At 69.8% G+C, this 17,708-nt stretch carries 16 protein-coding genes and 2 riboswitches; of the genes, 11 read left to right on the forward strand and 5 right to left on the reverse strand.

Translation table 11 applies throughout. From position 1 onward, the window contains the following. From VEC03_RS00875 to VEC03_RS00905, 7 genes are all read left to right on the forward strand, one after another. Positions 1–897 (forward strand): TRAP transporter substrate-binding protein (locus tag VEC03_RS00875; RefSeq protein ID WP_324912238.1); only part of this gene is annotated, 897 nt, incomplete at its 5' end. A 116-nt stretch (positions 898–1,013) separates the two neighbouring features. Beyond that, entirely contained in the window at positions 1,014–1,508 is a 495-nt protein-coding gene (locus VEC03_RS00880; RefSeq protein ID WP_324912239.1) for a TRAP transporter small permease, read from the forward strand. Then, positions 1,505–2,782 carry a TRAP transporter large permease gene (locus VEC03_RS00885; RefSeq protein ID WP_324912240.1) on the forward strand — a complete coding sequence of 426 codons (1,278 nt, stop codon included), beginning with the start codon at positions 1,505–1,507 and terminating at the stop codon, positions 2,780–2,782. The genes VEC03_RS00880 and VEC03_RS00885 overlap by 4 nt, the downstream gene beginning before the upstream one ends. Before the next feature lie 32 nt (positions 2,783–2,814). Further along, positions 2,815–2,905: riboswitch (glycine riboswitch) on the forward strand. 11 nt (positions 2,906–2,916) lie between these two features. Beyond that, positions 2,917–3,023: riboswitch (glycine riboswitch) on the forward strand. A gap of 51 nt (positions 3,024–3,074) precedes the next feature. Then, positions 3,075–4,208: a glycine cleavage system aminomethyltransferase GcvT gene (gene gcvT, locus VEC03_RS00890; protein WP_324912241.1), complete on the forward strand. Its 1,134-nt coding sequence runs from the start codon at positions 3,075–3,077 to the stop codon at positions 4,206–4,208. A gap of 36 nt (positions 4,209–4,244) precedes the next feature. Then, positions 4,245–4,616 (forward strand): glycine cleavage system protein GcvH, encoded by a 372-nt coding sequence (gene gcvH / locus VEC03_RS00895; RefSeq protein WP_324912242.1) that lies wholly within the window; start codon positions 4,245–4,247, stop codon positions 4,614–4,616. A gap of 139 nt (positions 4,617–4,755) precedes the next feature. Beyond that, positions 4,756–7,653: an aminomethyl-transferring glycine dehydrogenase gene (gcvP, locus tag VEC03_RS00900; RefSeq protein WP_324912243.1), complete on the forward strand. Its 2,898-nt coding sequence runs from the start codon at positions 4,756–4,758 to the stop codon at positions 7,651–7,653. 117 nt (positions 7,654–7,770) lie between these two features. Then, positions 7,771–8,199, forward strand: a complete 429-nt coding sequence (locus VEC03_RS00905; RefSeq protein WP_324912244.1) for a response regulator — start codon at positions 7,771–7,773, stop codon at positions 8,197–8,199. 16 nt (positions 8,200–8,215) lie between these two features. On the opposite strand, the gene VEC03_RS00910 is transcribed toward VEC03_RS00905, so the two are convergent. From VEC03_RS00910 to VEC03_RS00930, 5 genes are all read right to left on the reverse strand, one after another. Continuing rightward, complete coding sequence (locus VEC03_RS00910) at positions 8,216–9,229, reverse strand: SDR family oxidoreductase (protein WP_324912245.1); 1,014 nt, start codon at positions 9,227–9,229, stop codon at positions 8,216–8,218. A 90-nt stretch (positions 9,230–9,319) separates the two neighbouring features. Beyond that, positions 9,320–9,778, reverse strand: a complete 459-nt coding sequence (locus VEC03_RS00915) for a TerB family tellurite resistance protein (protein WP_324912246.1) — start codon at positions 9,776–9,778, stop codon at positions 9,320–9,322. A 54-nt stretch (positions 9,779–9,832) separates the two neighbouring features. Beyond that, positions 9,833–11,902 carry a hybrid sensor histidine kinase/response regulator gene (locus tag VEC03_RS00920; protein WP_324912247.1) on the reverse strand — a complete coding sequence of 690 codons (2,070 nt, stop codon included), beginning with the start codon at positions 11,900–11,902 and terminating at the stop codon, positions 9,833–9,835. Between the two features lie 296 nt (positions 11,903–12,198). Continuing rightward, positions 12,199–13,296, reverse strand: a complete 1,098-nt coding sequence (gene aroC, locus VEC03_RS00925; RefSeq protein WP_324912248.1) for a chorismate synthase — start codon at positions 13,294–13,296, stop codon at positions 12,199–12,201. A 27-nt stretch (positions 13,297–13,323) separates the two neighbouring features. After that, positions 13,324–13,788, reverse strand: a complete 465-nt coding sequence (locus VEC03_RS00930) for a CBS domain-containing protein (protein WP_324912249.1) — start codon at positions 13,786–13,788, stop codon at positions 13,324–13,326. Between the two features lie 96 nt (positions 13,789–13,884). Here VEC03_RS00930 and VEC03_RS00935 point away from each other — a divergent pair, with 96 nt between their 5' ends. The 4 genes from VEC03_RS00935 to VEC03_RS00950 are packed head-to-tail and all read left to right on the forward strand — an operon-like array spanning position 13,885 to position 17,639. Then, positions 13,885–15,183, forward strand: a complete 1,299-nt coding sequence (locus VEC03_RS00935) for an O-acetylhomoserine aminocarboxypropyltransferase (protein ID WP_324912250.1) — start codon at positions 13,885–13,887, stop codon at positions 15,181–15,183. 2 nt (positions 15,184–15,185) lie between these two features. Beyond that, complete coding sequence (locus VEC03_RS00940) at positions 15,186–15,992, forward strand: alpha/beta hydrolase (protein WP_324912251.1); 807 nt, start codon at positions 15,186–15,188, stop codon at positions 15,990–15,992. Positions 15,993–16,005: 13 nt separating this feature from the next. Continuing rightward, complete coding sequence (locus tag VEC03_RS00945) at positions 16,006–17,286, forward strand: cytochrome P450 (RefSeq protein WP_324912252.1); 1,281 nt, start codon at positions 16,006–16,008, stop codon at positions 17,284–17,286. A gap of 32 nt (positions 17,287–17,318) precedes the next feature. Next, positions 17,319–17,639, forward strand: a complete 321-nt coding sequence (locus tag VEC03_RS00950; protein ID WP_324912253.1) for an Mpo1-like protein — start codon at positions 17,319–17,321, stop codon at positions 17,637–17,639. Positions 17,640–17,708: the final 69 nt, after the last annotated feature.

The raw sequence follows: 17,708 nt of genomic DNA on the forward strand, positions 1-17,708 counted from the left end.
ATGCGCAACAGCATCTCGGTCGCGCAGAACTCCCACCAGGGCGTCGCCATCGACGTGTTCGCCCGCGAGGTCGAGAAGCGCACCGGCGGCAAGTACAAGATCCAGAACTTCTTCTCCGGCGCCCTGGGCGGCGAGCGCGAGTCCATCGAGGCCGTGCAGCTGGGCACCCAGGAGCTGACCTTCACCTCCACCGGCCCGGTGCCCAACTTCGTGCCCGAGACCAAGATCCTGGACGTGCCCTTCCTGTTCCGCGACAAGGCCCATGCCCGCGCGGTGCTGGACGGCCCGATCGGCCAGGAGCTGCTGGGCAAGTTCGACAGCAAGGGCTTCAAGGCGCTGGCCTGGGCGGAGAACGGCTTCCGCCACATGACCAACAGCAAGCGCGACGTGAAGGCGCCCGAGGACCTCAAGGGCCTGAAGATGCGCACCATGGAGAACCCGGTGCACATCACCGCCTACAAGGCGTTCGGCATCATCACCACGCCCATGGCCTTCCCCGAGGTGTTCACCGCCCTGCAGCAGGGCACGGTGGACGGCCAGGAGAACCCGCTGTCGGTGATCATCTCGGCCAAGTTCGACCAGGTGCAGAAGCACCTGTCGCTGACCGGGCACGTCTATTCGCCGGCCATCTTCGTGATGAACAAGGCCGTGTTCGACAAGCTCTCGGCAGCCGACAAGCAGGCCTTCATCGAGGCCGCCAAGGAAGGCACCAAGGCCAACCGCGCGCGCGTGGACGAGGACGACGCCAAGGGCGTGGCCGACCTGCGCGCCAAGGGCATGACCGTGATCGACAACCTGGACAAGTCCAAGTTCGTCGCGGCGCTGGCCCCGGTGAGCGCCGAGTTCGAGAAGCAGTTCGGCAAGGCCAACCTCGACAAGATCCGGAACTTCAAGTGACCTGCGCGCACGCCCGCTGCGCGGGCGTGCATGGCAGGTCATCCCCGCGAACGCGGGGATGACGGACTAGCAAGGCCCGCTCCCGCGGGCCTTTTCGCGACAAGGACACGAGCCCCGTGAAAGAAACCTTCCTGCGCCTCGAGCGCTTCACCAGCGAGCTGGCCATGGCGGGTGCCTGCGCCATGCTGGTGGTGGCCAGCTCGCTGGGCATGTTCCAGATCGTCACCCGCTTCGTACTGGAGCAGCCGGCCGAGTGGAGCGAGATCCTGATCCGGCTGTCACTGATCTGGATGGTGTTCCTGGGCATCCCGCTGGCCTTCCGCCAGGGGGCGATGATCAGCGTGGACGTGCTCTATCGCTGGAGCCCGCCGAAGATGCGCCGCTTCCTCGACTGGGCGGTGGCCGCCGCCTCGCTGCTGCTGATCGCCATCATCTTCTGGTGGGGCTGGGACTATGCCGTGCGCGGCCAGGTGCAGACCATGGCCGGCCTGGAGTCGATCTCGATGTTCTGGGGCTACCTGGCGCTGCCGGTCGGCGCCATCTTCTCCATGCTGGGGATCGTGGGCAACCTGCTCGATCCGCAGCGCAACGAACTGGAGACGGCGCAATGACCAGCGTGATGATCGCCACCATGGTGCTGTGCTTCGCGCTCAGCGTCTCGGTGGCCGTCTCGATCGGGCTGGCGGCCATCCTGGGCATCCAGGTGGTGAACGCCCACATGCTCATCTCCGTCAAGGAGATGTTCAACGCGATCAACAAGTTTCCGCTCGCGGCCATCCCCTTCTTCATCCTGGCCGGCAACCTGATGGAAGCCGGCGGCATCTCGCGCCGGCTGGTGGAATTCGCCAAGAGCCTGGTGGGCGGCGTCCAGGGCGGCCTGCCCATGACCTGCGTGCTGACCTGCATGATCTTCGCGGCGGTGTCGGGCTCCTCGGTGGCCACCACCTTCGCCATCGGCGCGATCCTGATCCCGGCGCTGATCAAGCACGGCTACCCGACCACCTGGGCCGCCGCGCTGCAGGCCACCAGCGCCGAACTGGGCGTGGTGATCCCGCCTTCGATCCCGATGATCCTGTACGGCGTCAGCGCCGAGATCTCCATCGGCGAACTGTTCATCGCCGGCTTCGGCCCGGGCATCCTGATCGGCGGCGCGCTGATGCTGTTCGTCTGGCTGTGGTGCAAGTGGAAGGGCCTGGGCAAGAGCGACGGCGACGGCCGCCTGCCGCTCGGGCGCGCGACCTGGCAGGCCGGCTGGGCGCTGCTGATGCCCGTGATCATCCTGGGCGGCATCTACGGGGGCATCTTCACGCCGACCGAGGCGTCCGCCGTGGCGGTGTTCTACGCGCTCGTGGTGGGCATCCTGATCTACCGCGAGATCGGTGTTCGCGACCTGTTCGCCGTGCTGCGCCGCTCGGTGATCTCCTCGGCGGTGATCATGTTCATCATCGCCAATGCCGGCCTGTTCGCCTTCCTGATCACGCGCGCCGGCGTGCCGGAGGCCATCGGGCACTGGCTGGAGCAGGTGCTCCAGAGCCCGGCGATGTTCCTGCTCGGGGTGAACGCGGCGCTCTTCGTCATCGGCATGTTCATCGAGACCAGCGCCGCCATCATCGTGCTGGCGCCCATCCTGGCGCCGGTGGCGCAGCACTTCGGCATCGACCCGGTGCACTTCGGGCTGATCATGGTGGTGAACCTGGCGCTGGGCATGATCACGCCGCCGTTCGGAGTCAACCTGTTCGCGGCCTGCACGGTGGCGCGCGTCTCGCTGGACCGGATCGTCCCGCACCTGCTGCCCTTCGTGCTGGTGGTGCTGGGCTGCCTGATGATCGTCACCTACTTCCCCGCGCTGTCGCTCACGCTGCGCGACCTGGTGTACGCACGATGAGGCCGGCCGGCACGCCGGCCTCACATACAATCCCGCCATCGTCAGGAGAGAGCCCCCGCGTGGGGCCGCCGAAGGCGCAGGCGCATAGCCGAACGCTCAGGCAAAAGGGACTGGCGGTCGCCCCGTTCGCGGGGCGTTGCCTTGCTGGAGAGAGGCGCCGCCCGATGGGTTGGCGTCCACCGAAGGAGCAAACCCCGTGTAAGGGGTGAATCTCTCAGGTAAAGCGGACAGCAGGGGCGCGGCCATGGCCGATACCATGGTTTTGATGCCCCATCCTTGACCGGAGAGCCGCTTGTCCGCCACCGCCCCGCAAGAGCTTCGCACCACCCCGCTGCACGCGCTGCACCTGGAACTGGGTGCGCGCATGGTGCCGTTCGCCGGCTATTCGATGCCGGTGCAGTACCCCACTGGCCTGATGGCCGAACACCTGCACACGCGCCAGGCCGCCGGCCTGTTCGACGTGTCGCACATGGGGCAGCTGCGACTGGAGGGCACCGGCGCCGCCGCGGCCTTCGAGTCCGTGATGCCGGTGGACGTGATCGGCCTGGCGCCGGGCAGGCAGCGCTACGGCCTGCTGCTCAGCGACGAGGGAACCATCCTCGACGACCTCATGTTCGCCAACCGCGGCGACGACCTGTTCGTCGTCGTCAATGGCGCCTGCAAGGATGCGGACATCGCCCACCTGCAGCAGCGCATCGGTGCGCGCTGCGGGGTGGTGCCCATGCCCGGGCGCGGCCTGCTCGCACTGCAGGGCCCGAAGGCGGTCGATGTGCTGGCGCGCCTGCTGCCCGGCGTGGAGAAGCTGGTGTTCATGACCGGCGAGCGCTTCGCCTGGCAGGGCAACGACCTGTTCGTCACCCGCAGCGGCTACACCGGCGAGGACGGCTTCGAGATCTCGGTCCCCGGCCCCGCGACCGAGGCCTTCGCGCGCGCCCTGCTCGCCCAGCCCGAGGTCAAGCCGATCGGCCTGGGAGCCCGCAACTCGCTGCGGCTGGAAGCCGGCCTGTGCCTGCACGGCAACGACATCGACGCGACCACCACCCCGGTCGAGGCCGGCCTGAACTGGGCGATCCAGAAGGTGCGCCGCCGCGGCGGCGAGCGAGCCGGCGGCTTCCCCGGCGCCGAACGCGTGCTGGGGCAACTCGACGGCACCGTGCCGGTCGAGCGCAAGCGCATCGGCCTGGTCGCGGCCGAGCGGGTGCCGGTGCGCGAGCACACCGAGCTGCAGGATGCCGAGGGCCGCAAGGTGGGCGAAGTCACCAGCGGGCTGCTGGCCCCCAGCTTCGACAAGCCGATCGGCATGGCCTACGTGGCGCCGGCGCAGGCGGCGATGGGCACGCGCCTGAACGCCATCGTGCGCGGCAAGCCGGTGCCCATGGACGTGAGCCCCATGCCTTTCGTGCCGCACCGCTACCACCGCGGCTAGGACGACAAACCGATTCCACCCCGAAGGAGAAGCGCCATGACCGTGAAGTACACGCAGGAACATGAATGGATCAAGCTCGACGGCGACGTCGCGACGGTGGGCATCACCGCGCACGCGCAGGACGCGCTGGGCGACGTGGTGTTCGTGGACCTGCCGGAGGTCGGCAAGCGCTACGCCAAGGGCGATGCGGCCGGCGTGGTGGAGTCGGTCAAGGCCGCGGCCGACGTCTACATGCCGATCGCCGGCGAAGTGACCGAGGTGAACGAGGCGCTGCGCGCCGACCCGGCCCTGGCCAACACCGACCCGCTCGGCCAGGGCTGGTTCTTCAAGGTCCGGCTGGCCGACAAGTCCGAGCTCGACGGGCTGATGGACGCGGCGGCGTACGAGGCCTTCACGAAGAGCGCCTGACCACCACCACCGTCATTCCCGCCCCCGCCTCCGCGGGGGCCGGTCGCCCGGGATCCAGGGCCTGCAAGCCGCGCTGCGCGCGGCCGACCGGATCCCCGCGTGCGCGGGGGTGACGAATCCAGACCACGAGAGCCTTCCCATGACGTCCTCCGCCCGCCCCCTCGCCGAGCTCGAGAACCCGGCCGAATTCATCCCGCGCCACATCGGCATCGGCGAAGCCGACGAGCGGCACATGCTGTCGGTCATCGGCGAGGCCTCGCGCCGCGCGCTGGTCGAGGGCATCGTGCCGCGCTCGATCGCCCGCCGCTCCGCCATGAACCTGCCGCCGCCGGCGACCGAGGCGCAGGCGCTGGCGGAACTGCGCGCCATGGCCTCGAAGAACAAGGTGTTCAAGAGCTTCATCGGCCAGGGCTACTACGGCACCCTGACCCCTGCCGTCATCCTGCGCAACGTGCTGGAGAACCCGGCCTGGTACACCGCCTACACGCCCTACCAGGCGGAGATCTCGCAGGGCCGGATGGAAGCGCTGGTGAACTTCCAGACCATGGTGTGCGACCTGACGGCGATGCCGATCGCCAACGCCTCCATGCTGGACGAGGCCACCGCGGCCGCCGAGGCCATGACGCTGGCCCGGCGCAGCGTCAAGTCGAAATCCAGCACGTTCGTGATCGCCGGCGACTGCCACCCGCAGACCATCGAGGTGATCCGCACGCGCGCCCAGCCAATGGGCTTCGAGATCGTGGTCGCCAATTCCGCCGAGGAATGGGACAAGGCCCTGTCCGGCGAGTTCTTCGCCGCCCTGATCCAGTACCCGGCCAGCAGCGGCTGGTTGCACGACTGGGCTCCCGACGTGCAGCGCATCCACGACAAGCAGGCCGCCGCCATCGTCGCCGCCGACCTGCTGGCGCTGGCCCTGCTGGTGCCCCCGGGCGAATGGGGCGCGGACATCGTGGTGGGCAGCACCCAGCGGTTCGGCATGCCCATGGGCGCGGGCGGCCCGCACGCGGCCTTCATGGCCTGCCGCGACGAGTACAAGCGGTCCCTGCCCGGCCGGCTGGTCGGCGTCAGCATCGACAGCCACGGCAACCCGGCCTACCGCCTGGCGCTGCAGACGCGCGAGCAGCACATCCGGCGCGAGAAGGCCACCTCCAACATCTGCACCGCGCAGGTGCTGCCGGCGGTGATCGCCAGCATGTACGCGGTCTACCACGGACCGCAGGGCCTGCGCCGGATCGCGCAGCGGGTCGCCAGCTACACCGCCATCCTCGCCAAGGGCCTGGAGCGCCTGGGCTACTCCCAGGCGCAGCGGCACGGAGGCACCGCCTTCGACACCCTGTCGTACAAGACCGGCGAGGCCACGAAGGACATCGCGGCGCGGGCCGTGTCCATGGGCGCCAACCTGCGCGTGGCCTGGGACGAGTACATCTGCATCTCGCTGGACGAGACGACCACGCGGACCGAAATCGAGCTGCTGTGGCGGATCTTCGCGCACCCCGGCCAGGACCTGCCGAGGATTGCCGACTTCGAGAACGGCATCGAGCCGCTGGTCCCGCCGTCGCTGCGCCGCACCAGCGACTTCCTCACGCACCCGGTGTTCAACACGCACCACAGCGAGACCGGCATGCTGCGCTACATCCGCGCCCTGTCCGACAAGGACCTGGCGCTGGACCGCAGCATGATCCCGCTGGGCAGCTGCACCATGAAGCTGAATGCCACCAGCGAGATGATCCCCATCACCTGGCCGGAGTTCGCGCACGTGCACCCGTTCGCCCCGCGCGACCAGCTGCAGGGCTACGCCATGCTCGACGAGCAGCTGCGCGCCTGGCTCTGCCAGGCCACCGGCTATGCCGGCATCAGCCTGCAGCCCAACGCCGGTTCCCAGGGCGAGTACGCCGGCCTGCTGGCGATCAGGGCGTGGCACGAGAGCCGCGGCCAGGGGCACCGCAAGGTCTGCCTGATCCCCTCCTCCGCCCACGGCACCAACCCGGCCAGCGCGCAGATGGCCGGCCTGCAGGTGGTGGTGACCGGCTGCGACGCCAACGGCAACGTGGACATGGAGGACCTGAAGGCCAAGTGCGAGCAGCACAGCGCCAACCTGGCCTGCATCATGATCACCTACCCCAGCACGCACGGCGTGTTCGAGCAGCCGGTCAAGGAACTGTGCGAGCTGGTCCACGCGCACGGCGGCCGGGTGTACGTGGACGGTGCCAACATGAACGCACTGGTGGGCGTGGCGGCGCCGGGCGAGTTCGGCGGCGACGTCAGCCACCTGAACCTGCACAAGACCTTCTGCATCCCGCACGGCGGCGGCGGGCCGGGCGTGGGCCCGGTTTGCGTGGTCGAGGACCTGGTGCCCTTCCTGCCCGGCCACGAGACGGCCGGCATCAAGTCGCACGGTGTCGGCGCGGTCTCCGCAGCGCCGCTGGGCAACGCGGCGGTGCTGCCGATCAGCTGGATGTACTGCCGCATGATGGGCGCCGAGGGCCTGCGCCAGGCCACCGAGGTCGCCATCCTGTCGGCCAACTACATCAGCGCCCGGCTGAAAGACCACTACCCCACGCTGTACGCCAGCCCCAACGGCCACGTGGCGCACGAGTGCATCCTGGACCTGCGTCCGTTGAAGGAAACCAGCGGGGTGACCGCCGAGGACGTGGCCAAGCGCCTGATCGACTACGGCTTCCATGCACCCACGCTGTCCTTCCCCGTGGCCGGCACGCTGATGGTGGAGCCGACCGAGAGCGAGACGCTGGACGAACTGGACCGCTTCATCGCCGCCATGGTCGCCATCCGCGAGGAGATCCGGCGCGTCGAGCGCGGCGAATGGCCGCAGGACGACAACCCGCTCAAGCACGCACCGCACACGGCGGGCGCGCTGCTGCGGGGCGAGTGGACGCACGCTTACCCGCGCGAGACCGGGGCCGCGGTGCTGGACGAACGGCGCCATGCCAAGTACTGGCCGCCGGTCGGCCGCGTGGACAACGTGTACGGCGACCGCAACCTGTTCTGCGCCTGCGTACCCCTGTCGGCCTACGAGTGAACGGCGGCGGCCCGGAACCCGCTCGCCCCGATCGCCCATAATCCGGGACCCCGCTCCTGCAGCGGGGTGACAGGGGGAGTCCGGCCATCGCCGGAGGCAATCAAGGCTCGGCCCGACATGAAGGAACCCGCCGTCCTGGTCGTGGACGACAACACCGACCACCTCGAACTGACCGAGCTCGCGCTCTCGGAGTGCTGCGAGGCCGGCGAGGTGCTGGCGCTGGCCGACAGCCAGGAGGCGCTGGACTTCCTGTTCGCCCAGGGCCGCTACGCCGGCCGTGCCAGCCGGCGCCTGCCCCGGCTCGTCATCCTGGACATGAAGCTGCTCCCCCTGTCGGGGCTGCAGGTGCTGCGCGCCATCCGCACCGATCCGCGCACCGCGCGCCTGCCGGTGGTGATGCACTCCTCGTCGATCGAGAAGACCGACATCGCGGCCTGCTACGCCGCCGGCGCCAACAGCTACATCGGCAAGGCGAGCAACTACGACGAACTGTGCCGCCGGATGCGGCAGGTCTACGAGTTCTGGGTGCTGGTGAACGAGGGATGACCCTCGCTGCCCCGCGCTAGGTGCCGCCCACGCTGCCCGTCACCGGCAGCACGATGCCCGTGATGTAGCTCGCGCACGAGGGCGCGGCCAGGAACACGTAGGCGGGCGACAGTTCCTCCGGCTGCGCCGGCCGCTTGAAGTCCGTGGCCTTGCCGAACTGGCCCACGTTCTCGGCGGTCTGGTCGGCCGGGTTCAGCGGCGTCCACACCGGCCCCGGCGCGACCGCGTTCACCCGGATGCCCTTGTCGAGCAGGCTGGAAGCCAGCGACATGGTGAAGGCGTGGATCGCGCCCTTGGTCGCCGAGTAGTCCAGCAACTGCCCGCTGCCGCGCAGGCCCACCACCGAGCCGGTGTTGATGATGGACGCCCCTTGCTTCAGGTGCGGCAGCGCGGCACGCGCCATGTAGAAGTAGCCGAAGATGTTGGTCTTCATGGTTTCTTCCAGCCGCTCGTCGGTGATGTCCGCCAGCGAGTTCGCATGCTCCTGGAAGGCCGCGTTGTTCACCAGGATGTCCAGCCGGCCGAATTCGGCGACGGTCTTTTCCACCGCCTCGCGGCAGAACTTCGAGTCCTTTACGTCGCCGCGGACCAGCAGGCAGCGCCGGCCCTCCTTCTCGACGCAACGCCGGGTCTCCTCGGCGTCCTGCTGCGCCTCCAGGTAGACGATGGCGACGTCGGCGCCCTCGCGGGCATACAGCACGGCGACTGCGCGGCCTATGCCCGAATCGCCGCCGGTGACCAGCGCGGCCATGCCCTCGAGCTTGCCGCTGCCCCGGTAGTCGGGCGCCATGAAGCGCGGCCTGAGTTCCATGTCGGCCTCGATGCCGGGCTTCTCCAGGTGCTGGGCCGGCAGGTCCTGAGGCTGCGTGCGGCCGGTCTGGACCGCCTTGTCCTTCTGCGGCTGCGGCCCTTGGCCGGCCTCCTTGGCGCGGGCCTTGGCCTCGTCCTTGCGATCCTGTTCGCGCTGGATGTCGCGCTGCTTCTCGGCGGTGGCGTCGGCGCCACTGCGCGCGCTGGGCTTTCTCTCCATCGTGGGACTCCTTGGCTTGGTCGTCCCACTATGGCCAAGCGGGCTGCCGGGCCGCGTAGAACGGCGCGGCGCCCCGGCGTCGGAGCGGGCCTACAGTCCGGCCGCCTGCTTGGCGTGCAGCTTGGCCGCGATGTACTCGCCGTGGGTCACGTGCAGCAGGCCGGCGATGCGCGAGATCACGTGGTTCTCGTGCGCGTCCAGGTGGCCGTCGGCATAGGCGACCTGCCACAGGGTCTCGACGATCTGGATCTTCTCGGGCTGCGGCAGCTGCGCATTGAGTTCCGCGGTGAACTGGTGGAAGCTGCCCGCCGTGCGCGAGGCCTCCTCGGCCATGGCCACTAGGTCGTGCAGCGCCTCGTCGCCCAGCGGGAAGCGCTGGCGCAGGGCCCTCAGCACGGCCTCGCGCTCGCCGGACGCGGTCTGCGGATCGGCCCGCATGACCTCCACCAGCAGCACGGCGCAGGCCAGCTCCAGCGCCTTCGGATCCGGCGCGGCGTCGGACGGCGCAGCGGTGAGCGAAGTGAGCAGGTCGCGGAAGGTCTTGAACATGGCGGGCGCAGCAAGGAGACAGGGACGAGTGTCCCACGCCCAAGGAACGAGGGCTCAGCGGGCCGAAAGTTCCTGCAAGCGCAAAGGGTCCACCGGCTTGGTCCAGTGCTGGTCGAAGCCGGCCTGCGCCGCCGCCTCCTTGTCCTGCGGCTGGCCCCAGCCGGTCAGGGCCACCAGCATGGGCTGGCGCACGCCTTCCAGCTTGCGGATGCGCCGCGCCACCTCGTAGCCGCTGATGTCGGGCAGGCCGATGTCCAGCAGCACGACGTCGGGCCGGAATTCGGCGGTGCAGGCCACGGCGCCCTCGCCGTCGTGGGCGACCACCACCTCGTTGCCCGCCATCTTCAGCAGTTCGGCCACCGTGCTGGCTGCGTCCTCGTTGTCGTCGACCACCAGCATGCGGCGCGCGGGCGGCTGGGCCGCTACCACCTCCGGCTTGCCACCGCCGGCCTGCGGCCCGGCAGCGGGTGCGCGCCGCTGGCGCGGCAGCACCACCACGAACTCGCTGCCCTGGTCGGCGCCGGCGCTGTGCGCCTCGACCTGGCCGCCGTGCAGCCGCACCAGCCCCTCGACCAGCGACAGGCCGATGCCCAGGCCGCCGTGGTGGCGCTCGTCGGGGCGGGTCGCCTGGGTGAACAGGCCGAACACCTTGCGCAGCATCTCGGGCGCGATCCCGATGCCGTTGTCGCGCACCCGGACCACCAGGTCCTGCGGCAGGGCCTCCACCGCCACGCTGATGCGCCCGCCGCGCCGGGTGTACTTGGCCGCGTTGTTCAGCAGGTTGGAGAACACCTGGGTCAGGCGCGCGGCGTCGGCCACCAGGTCGGTGGGCGCGTCGGGGAAGGTGATCGACAGCTTGTGGTGCGCCGCCTCGATGTGCGGCCGGCTGACCTCCACCGCCGCATTGATCACGTGCACCAGGTTGGTCGGCTCCTTCTTCAGCTCGATCTTGCCGGTCGTGATGCGCGAGACGTCCAGCAGGTCATCGACCAGGCGCGAGAGCTGGCCCACCTGGCGCTCGATGATGCCGCTGACCTGCTCGATGCGATGCGCGTCCCCGCTGGCGCGCTTGATCAGCGACAGCCCGTTCCAGATCGGCGCCAGCGGGTTGCGCAGTTCGTGGGCGAGCGTGGCCAGGAAGACGTCCTTGGCGCGGTCGGACTCGCGCATGGCCGCCAGCAACTGGGCGTTGTCGATGGCCACCGCGGCACGGCGCGCCAGGTCCTCGGCCAGCGCCAGGTCCTCCGGTCCGTAGCGCCGGCCCGAGCGGCTGGTGATGAAGGTCAGCACGCCCAGCGTCCGCCCCCGCGTGTTGAGCGGCGCCCCGATGTACGACCGGATGCCCAACTGGCGCAGCATCTCGCGCAGGTGCTCGTCGGCCGCCCCGGCGGACACCATCTCGTCGCTGATCTCCGGCACCAGGTCGCCGCGCCCGGTGCGCAGCACGTGCCAGGTGCCCACGGGCGACAGCGGGTCGGGCGGGTAGCGCTCGTGCATCTCGCGCAGCAGGCGCTCCTTGCCCGGCTCCACGTGCGCCGTGGCCACGCGCCGCAGCGAGCCGTCCGGCTGCTGGATGTCCACCGCGCACCAGTCTGCGAACCGCGGCACGGCCAGCCGCGCGATGCGGTCCAGCGTGCCGGGGTAGTCGTTGACGCTGGCCAGTTCGGCGCTGGCCTCGGCCAGGAACTTCAGGTCGTGTTCGATGTGCTTGCGGCGGGTGACGTCCACGCACACGCCGGACAGGGACAGCGCCTTGCCCGCCTCGCTGCGGCGAACGCGGCCGCGCGCCTCGATCCAGCGCACCCGTCCGTCGGGCCAGTGCACCCGGTACTCGATCCGGTGCCAGCCGGTCTTGACGATGGCTTCGCGGATCGCCGCACGCACGGCGTCGCGGTCGCGCGGGTCGATGGCTTCGATGTAGGCCTCGCCGTGCAGCGGCGGCGAGCCGGGCGGCAGGCCGTGCAGCCGTTCCATGCCCGGCCACCAGGTCGAGCGGTTGGTCTGCAGGTCGATCTGCCAGACGCCCATGCCGCCGGCCTCGACCGCCAGCCGCAGCCGCTCCTCGCTCTCCGCCAGCGTGGCCGCCAGCTGGGCCACGTCCTGCCGCGTGGGAAGTTTTCCCACATCGGCGGGTTTCGGGGCGTCGGCCTGGGGTGGCTGGTGGGGCGGCGGCTCGGAACTGGGCATATCGATATGCACTAGTTCTTGAAGCGTATGCGCAATGCCCAGTCAGATGGCGCATGGCCCTGCATGGCCGTACCGGCCCGAATGCCGGCTCGCAGGGGCCGCCAACGCTTTGTCTGGCCTGGGGCAGGTGCTAGCCTTACAGGAGCAGCCCAACGGGTTGCGCAGCCGTAACAATTGCATCCGCCCGGATGCGAAGCGCGGCAGCAGCGGGTCGGGCAGCCGAGCCCGACGAATCAGAGGAAGGAGGCTGCGATGGGCGGCAGCGGCGGCTGCACGTCGGCGTTCTGGGCCCGGTGGCGCAGGACGTGGTCCATCACCACCAGCGCCAGCATGGCTTCGGCGATCGGGGTGGCGCGGATGCCCACGCAGGGGTCGTGCCGGCCCTTGGTCACCACCTGCGTCGGCTGCCCGCGCACGTCGATGGTCTCGCGCGGGCTGATGATGGAGCTGGTGGGCTTGATCGCGATCGACACCTCCAGGTCCTGCCCGGTACTGATGCCGCCCAGCACGCCGCCCGCGTGGTTGGACGCGAAGCCTTGCGGCGTGAGCGAGTCGCCGTGGGTGGTGCCGCGCTGGCTGACGCTGGCGAAGCCGGCGCCGATCTCCACGCCCTTGACCGCATTGATGCCCATCATCGCCCAGGCGATGTCGGCATCGAGCTTGTCGTACAGCGGCTCGCCCAACCCCGCGGGCACGTTGCCGGCCGTCACGCGGATGCGCGCGCCGCAGGAGTCGCCCGCCTTGCGCAGGCTGTCCATGTAGGCCTCCAGGTGCGAGACGTCGGCGACAGGCGCGAAGAAGGGGTTGTTCGGCACGTGGTCCCAGGACTCGAAGCCGACCTCGAGCTCGCCCAGCTGCTGCATGCAGCCGCGGAACACCATGCCGTGCCGCTGGGCCAGCCACTTCTTGGCGACCGCGCCGGCGGCCACCATGGGGGCCGTCATCCGGGCCGAGGAGCGGCCGCCGCCGCGCGGGTCGCGCAGGCCGTACTTCTGCAGGTAGGTGTAGTCGGCGTGGCCGGGGCGGAAGGCCTGGGCGACCTCGCTGTAGTCCTTGCTGCGCTGGTCGGTGTTGCGGATCAGCAGGGCGATCGGGGTGCCGGTGGTCCTGCCTTCGTAGACGCCCGAGAGGATCTCGACCCGGTCGGCTTCCTGGCGCTGGGTGACGTGGCGGCTGGTGCCGGGGCGGCGGCGATCCAGGTCGGGCTGGAGGTCGGCCTCCGACAGTTCCATCCCCGGCGGGCAGCCGTCGATCACGCACCCGATAGCCGGCCCGTGCGATTCACCGAAGTTGGTGACCGCGAACAGGGTGCCGAAGGTGTTGCCGCTCATGGGCGGCGATTATTCCAGAGGCCCGCGTCAGAGCTGGGCGGTGGGTTGCGAGTCCTCGCCGCTGGGCCAGTCGCGGATGTAGGCCTTGAGCATGCGGTTCTCGAAGTTCTGGCTGTCCACCACCGCCTTGGCGACGTCGTAGAAGCTGATCACGCCCATCAGCATGCGGCGGTCCATCACGGGCATGTAGCGCGCGTGCCGGTCCAGCATCATGCGGCGCACTTCGTCCAGCTCGGTCTCGGCGGTGCAGGTGAGCGGGGCATCGTCCATGGCGCTGCGCACCAGGCGCTCGCCCACCACGCCGCCGTTCTTCACGATGCACTGGATCACTTCGCGGAAGGTGAGCATGCCCACCAGGTCGCCGTGCTCGATCACCACCAGCGAGCCGATGTCCTTGTCGGCCATCACCGCGATGGCCGTGGCGAGCGGCTCGTCGGGGTTGACGGTGTAGAGCGTATTGCCCTTGACGCGCAGGATGTCGCTGACCTTCATGGCTTTCTCCTCGAGCCGCGCACACGGGCGGGTGCAGATGAATATAGCCCACAATTCCGGCCGTACACAACGACAGCAGGCACCTGCAGGAGACCCATGCCCGGCCATTCCGACCCCGGCTTCGACACCCTCGCGCTGCACGCGGGAGCGGCGCCCGATCCGGCCACCGGCGCGCGCGCCGTACCCATCCACCTGACCACCTCGTTCGTCTTCGAATCGAGCGACCACGCGGTCTCGCTGTTCAACCTCGAGCGGGCCGGCTACGTCTATACCCGCATCAGCAACCCGACCAATGCGGTGCTGGAGCAACGGGTGTCGGCGCTGGACGGCGGCATCGGCGCCATCGCCACGGCCAGCGGGCAGGCGGCCCTGCACCTGTCCATCGCCACGCTGATGGGCTCGGGCTCGCACATCGTGGCCAGCACGGCCGTGTACGGCGGCACCCAGAACCTGCTGCACTACACGCTGCCGCGCTTCGGCATCGAGACGACCTTCGTCAAGCCGGGCGACATCGACGGCTGGCGTGCCGCCATCCGGCCCAACACCCGGCTGCTGTTCGGCGAGACCGTGGGCAACCCGGGTCTCGACGTGCTGGACATCCCGACGGTGTCGGCCATCGCGCACGAGGCCGGCCTGCCGCTGCTGGTCGATTCCACCTTCACCACGCCCTACCTGCAGAAGCCGCTGGAACTGGGCGCCGACCTGGTCTACCACTCGGCCACCAAGTTCCTGTCCGGGCACGGCACCGTGATCGGCGGCATCGTGGTCGACGGCGGCAGCTTCGACTGGGACCGGTCGGGCAAGTTCGACGTGCTCACGCGGCCCTACGACGGCTTCCACGGCATGGTGTTCAGCGAGGAATCCACGGTGGGCGCCTTCCTGCTGCGCGCCCGACGCGAGGGCCTGCGCGACTTCGGCGCCTGCATGAGCCCGCACACCGCCTGGCTGATCCTGCAGGGCATCGAGACCCTGCCCCTGCGCATGGAGCGCCACATGCGCAACACCGAGAAGGTGGTGCAGTTCCTGGCCTCGCACCCCTTCGTGCAGAGCGTGGGCCACCCGATGCTGGAATCGCACCCCAGCCATGCTCTGGCGCAGAAGCTGTTGCCCAAGGGCGCCGGCTCGGTGTTCAGCTTCGACCTGCGCGGCAACCGGGCCCAGGGCCGCACCTTCATCGAGGCGCTGAAGGTGTTCAGCCACCTGGCCAACGTGGGCGACTGCCGCTCGCTGGTGATCCACCCGGCCAGCACCACCCACTTCCGCATGACCGACGAAGCCCTGGCCGGCGCCGGCATCGGGCAGGGGACGATCCGGCTGTCCATCGGCCTGGAGGATCCGGACGACCTCATCGACGACCTCAAGCGCGCCCTGAAGGCCGCGGAAAAGGCAGCTTGACCATGGATCTGAACGTCCGCGGCCACAAGGCCTGGTGCTACACCGGCGGCAAGCCCTTCGATGCGGCCCAGCCGACCGTCGTCTTCATCCACGGCGTGCTGAACGACCACAGCGTCTGGATCCTGCAGTCGCGCTATTTCGCGCACCACGGCTGGAACGTGCTGGCGCTGGACCTGCCCGGCCACTGCCGCAGCGGCGGCGAACCGCCGACGTCCGTGGAGGACGGCGCCCGCTTCATCCTCGATCTGCTCGATGCGGCCGGCGTGCAGCGGGCGACGCTGGTGGGCCACAGCTTCGGCTCGCTGATCGCGCTGGAAGCGGCCGCCCAGGCGCCGGAGCGCATAGACCGCATCGCCATGGTCGGCACCGCGTTCCCGATGAAGGTGTCGCCGGCCCTGCTCGACACCTCGCTGAATGCGCCGGAGAAGGCGATCCACATGGTCAACGTGTTCTCGCATTCGATGCTGGCGCCGCCGCCCTCGTCGCTGGGCGCCGGCACCTGGGTGTACGGCGGGGCCCGCGCCCTGATGCGGCGCGTGCTGGCCAGCAATCCGGACGTGAACGTGTTCCACCGCGGCTTCAGCGCCTGCGACGGCTACCAGGGCGGCGAGGCCGCGATGGAGAAGCTGCAGTGCCCGGTGCTGTTCGTGCTCGGGCGCCACGATGCGATGACGCCGCCACGCGCGGCGCAGTCGCTGCAGGCCAAGGCCAGGGACGGCCGCACCGTGCTGGTGAACGGCGGACACGACATGATGTCCGAGGCTCCCGACGAGGTGCTGGCGGCACTCAAGTCCTTCCTGAAGCCCTGAGCCCGGGAGCGCCATGAACGCCGACGCCATCACCCCGCCCATGAGCGCCGAGCGCGCGCAGGCCATCGCCGACAGCTTCGACCTGCGCGAGCTGCCGCCGGACTTCTACGCCAACCCCTTCCCGGTCTATGCGGCGCTGCGCGAGCGCGAGCCCGTGCGGCACATGCCGGACGGCTCGTGGTTCCTCACGCGCTACGCCGACCTGGTGGCGGTCTACCGCGACGCCCACACCTTCAGCTCGGACAAGAAGGTGGAGTTCACGCCCAAGTACGGCGAGGGCTCGCCGCTGCTGGCGCACCACACGACCAGCCTGGTGTTCAACGACCCGCCGCTGCACACCCGGGTGCGCAAGCTGATCATGGGCGCCCTCACCCGGCGCGCCATCGCCGGCATGGAGCCGGGGCTGGTCGAGCTGGTGGACCGGCTGCTGGACCGCATCGAGGCCCAGGGCGGCGGCGACCTGGTCGAGGACTTCGCGGCCGCGATCCCGGTCGAGATCATCGGCAACCTGCTGGGGGTGCCGCACGCCGAGCGCGGTCCCCTGCGCGAGTGGTCGCTGGCCATCCTGGGCGCGCTGGAGCCCCGCCTCACACCCGCGCAGGAGGCCGCCGGCAACCGCAGCGTGGTCGAGATGCTGAACTACCTGAAGGGGCTGGTGGCGGATCGCCGCCGGCACCCCGGCGACCCCGAGCACGACGTCCTGACTCGCCTGATCCAGGGCGAGGACGGGGAGCAGCTGGGCGAGCACGAGCTGCTGCAGAACTGCATCTTCATCCTCAACGCCGGCCACGAGACCACCACCAACCTGATCGGCAATGCGCTGGTGGCGCTGCAGGAGTGGCCGCAGCAGAAGGCGCTGCTGCTGCGCACCATCGGCACCCGGCCCGACTGGGCGGCGCTGGAGCCGGCGATGTCGCTGGCCGTCGACGAGTTCCTGCGCTTCGAGTCGTCCAACCAGCTCGGCAACCGGCGCGCGCTGCGCGCCTGCGAGGTGGGCGGGGTGGCCCTGCCCGAAGGCGCCCTGGTGACCCTGTGCATAGGCGCGGCCAACCGCGACCCGGCCGTGTTCGAGCGCCCGGACGAGCTGGACCTCACCCGCGAGAACAACCGCCACCTGGCTTTCGGCTTCGGCATCCACCAGTGCGCCGGCCTGAGCCTGGCCCGGCTGGAGGGCCGGGTCGCCATCGGGCGCTTCCTGGCGCGCTTTCCGGAGTACCGGCTCACGGCGCCACCCATGCGCGGCGGCCGGGCGCGCTTCCGCGGCTTCCTGCACGCACCCTTCACGCTGGCCTAAACTGCGTTCGTCCGGAACGACAGGAGACCAGCATGGCCGACACGACCGCGCAATCGGGCTTTCGCAGCTTCGCCGAGTTCTACCCGTTCTACCTGGGCGAGCACGCCAACCGCACCTGCCGCCGCCTGCACTTCGTGGGCACCAGCATAGGCACCGCGCTGCTGATCGCCGCCGTGGTGACGCTGAGCTTCTGGTACCTGCTCGCAGGACTGGTGGCCGGCTACGCGTTCGCGTGGATCGGCCACTTCTTCTTCGAGAAGAACCGGCCGGCGACGTTCAAGTACCCGGTGTGGAGCTTCATGGGCGACTACGCGATGTACCGGGACATCTGGATGGGGCGCATTCCCTTCTAGTGAGTGGTCGTCCCGCGGAGCGGGGATCCAGTAGAAAAGCCGACGCACTGGATTCCCGCCTTCGCGGGA

This window comes from Ramlibacter sp. (assembly GCF_035627355.1).
Classification (GTDB): domain Bacteria; phylum Pseudomonadota; class Gammaproteobacteria; order Burkholderiales; family Burkholderiaceae_C; genus Ramlibacter.

What these genes read in the sequence shown, in the direction of transcription:
- VEC03_RS00885 (WP_324912240.1), top strand. Translation starts at nt 1,505, where the DNA reads ATGACCAGCGTGATGATCGCCACCATGGTGCTGTGCTTCGCGCTCAGC.
- gcvH (WP_324912242.1), top strand. Translation starts at nt 4,245, where the DNA reads ATGACCGTGAAGTACACGCAGGAACATGAATGGATCAAGCTCGACGGC.
- gcvP (WP_324912243.1), top strand. Translation starts at nt 4,756, where the DNA reads ATGACGTCCTCCGCCCGCCCCCTCGCCGAGCTCGAGAACCCGGCCGAA.
- VEC03_RS00905 (WP_324912244.1), top strand. Translation starts at nt 7,771, where the DNA reads ATGAAGGAACCCGCCGTCCTGGTCGTGGACGACAACACCGACCACCTC.
- VEC03_RS00910 (WP_324912245.1), bottom strand. Translation starts at nt 9,229, where the DNA reads ATGGAGAGAAAGCCCAGCGCGCGCAGTGGCGCCGACGCCACCGCCGAG.
- VEC03_RS00915 (WP_324912246.1), bottom strand. Translation starts at nt 9,778, where the DNA reads ATGTTCAAGACCTTCCGCGACCTGCTCACTTCGCTCACCGCTGCGCCG.
- aroC (WP_324912248.1), bottom strand. Translation starts at nt 13,296, where the DNA reads ATGAGCGGCAACACCTTCGGCACCCTGTTCGCGGTCACCAACTTCGGT.
- VEC03_RS00930 (WP_324912249.1), bottom strand. Translation starts at nt 13,788, where the DNA reads ATGAAGGTCAGCGACATCCTGCGCGTCAAGGGCAATACGCTCTACACC.
- VEC03_RS00935 (WP_324912250.1), top strand. Translation starts at nt 13,885, where the DNA reads ATGCCCGGCCATTCCGACCCCGGCTTCGACACCCTCGCGCTGCACGCG.
- VEC03_RS00940 (WP_324912251.1), top strand. Translation starts at nt 15,186, where the DNA reads ATGGATCTGAACGTCCGCGGCCACAAGGCCTGGTGCTACACCGGCGGC.
- VEC03_RS00945 (WP_324912252.1), top strand. Translation starts at nt 16,006, where the DNA reads ATGAACGCCGACGCCATCACCCCGCCCATGAGCGCCGAGCGCGCGCAG.
- VEC03_RS00950 (WP_324912253.1), top strand. Translation starts at nt 17,319, where the DNA reads ATGGCCGACACGACCGCGCAATCGGGCTTTCGCAGCTTCGCCGAGTTC.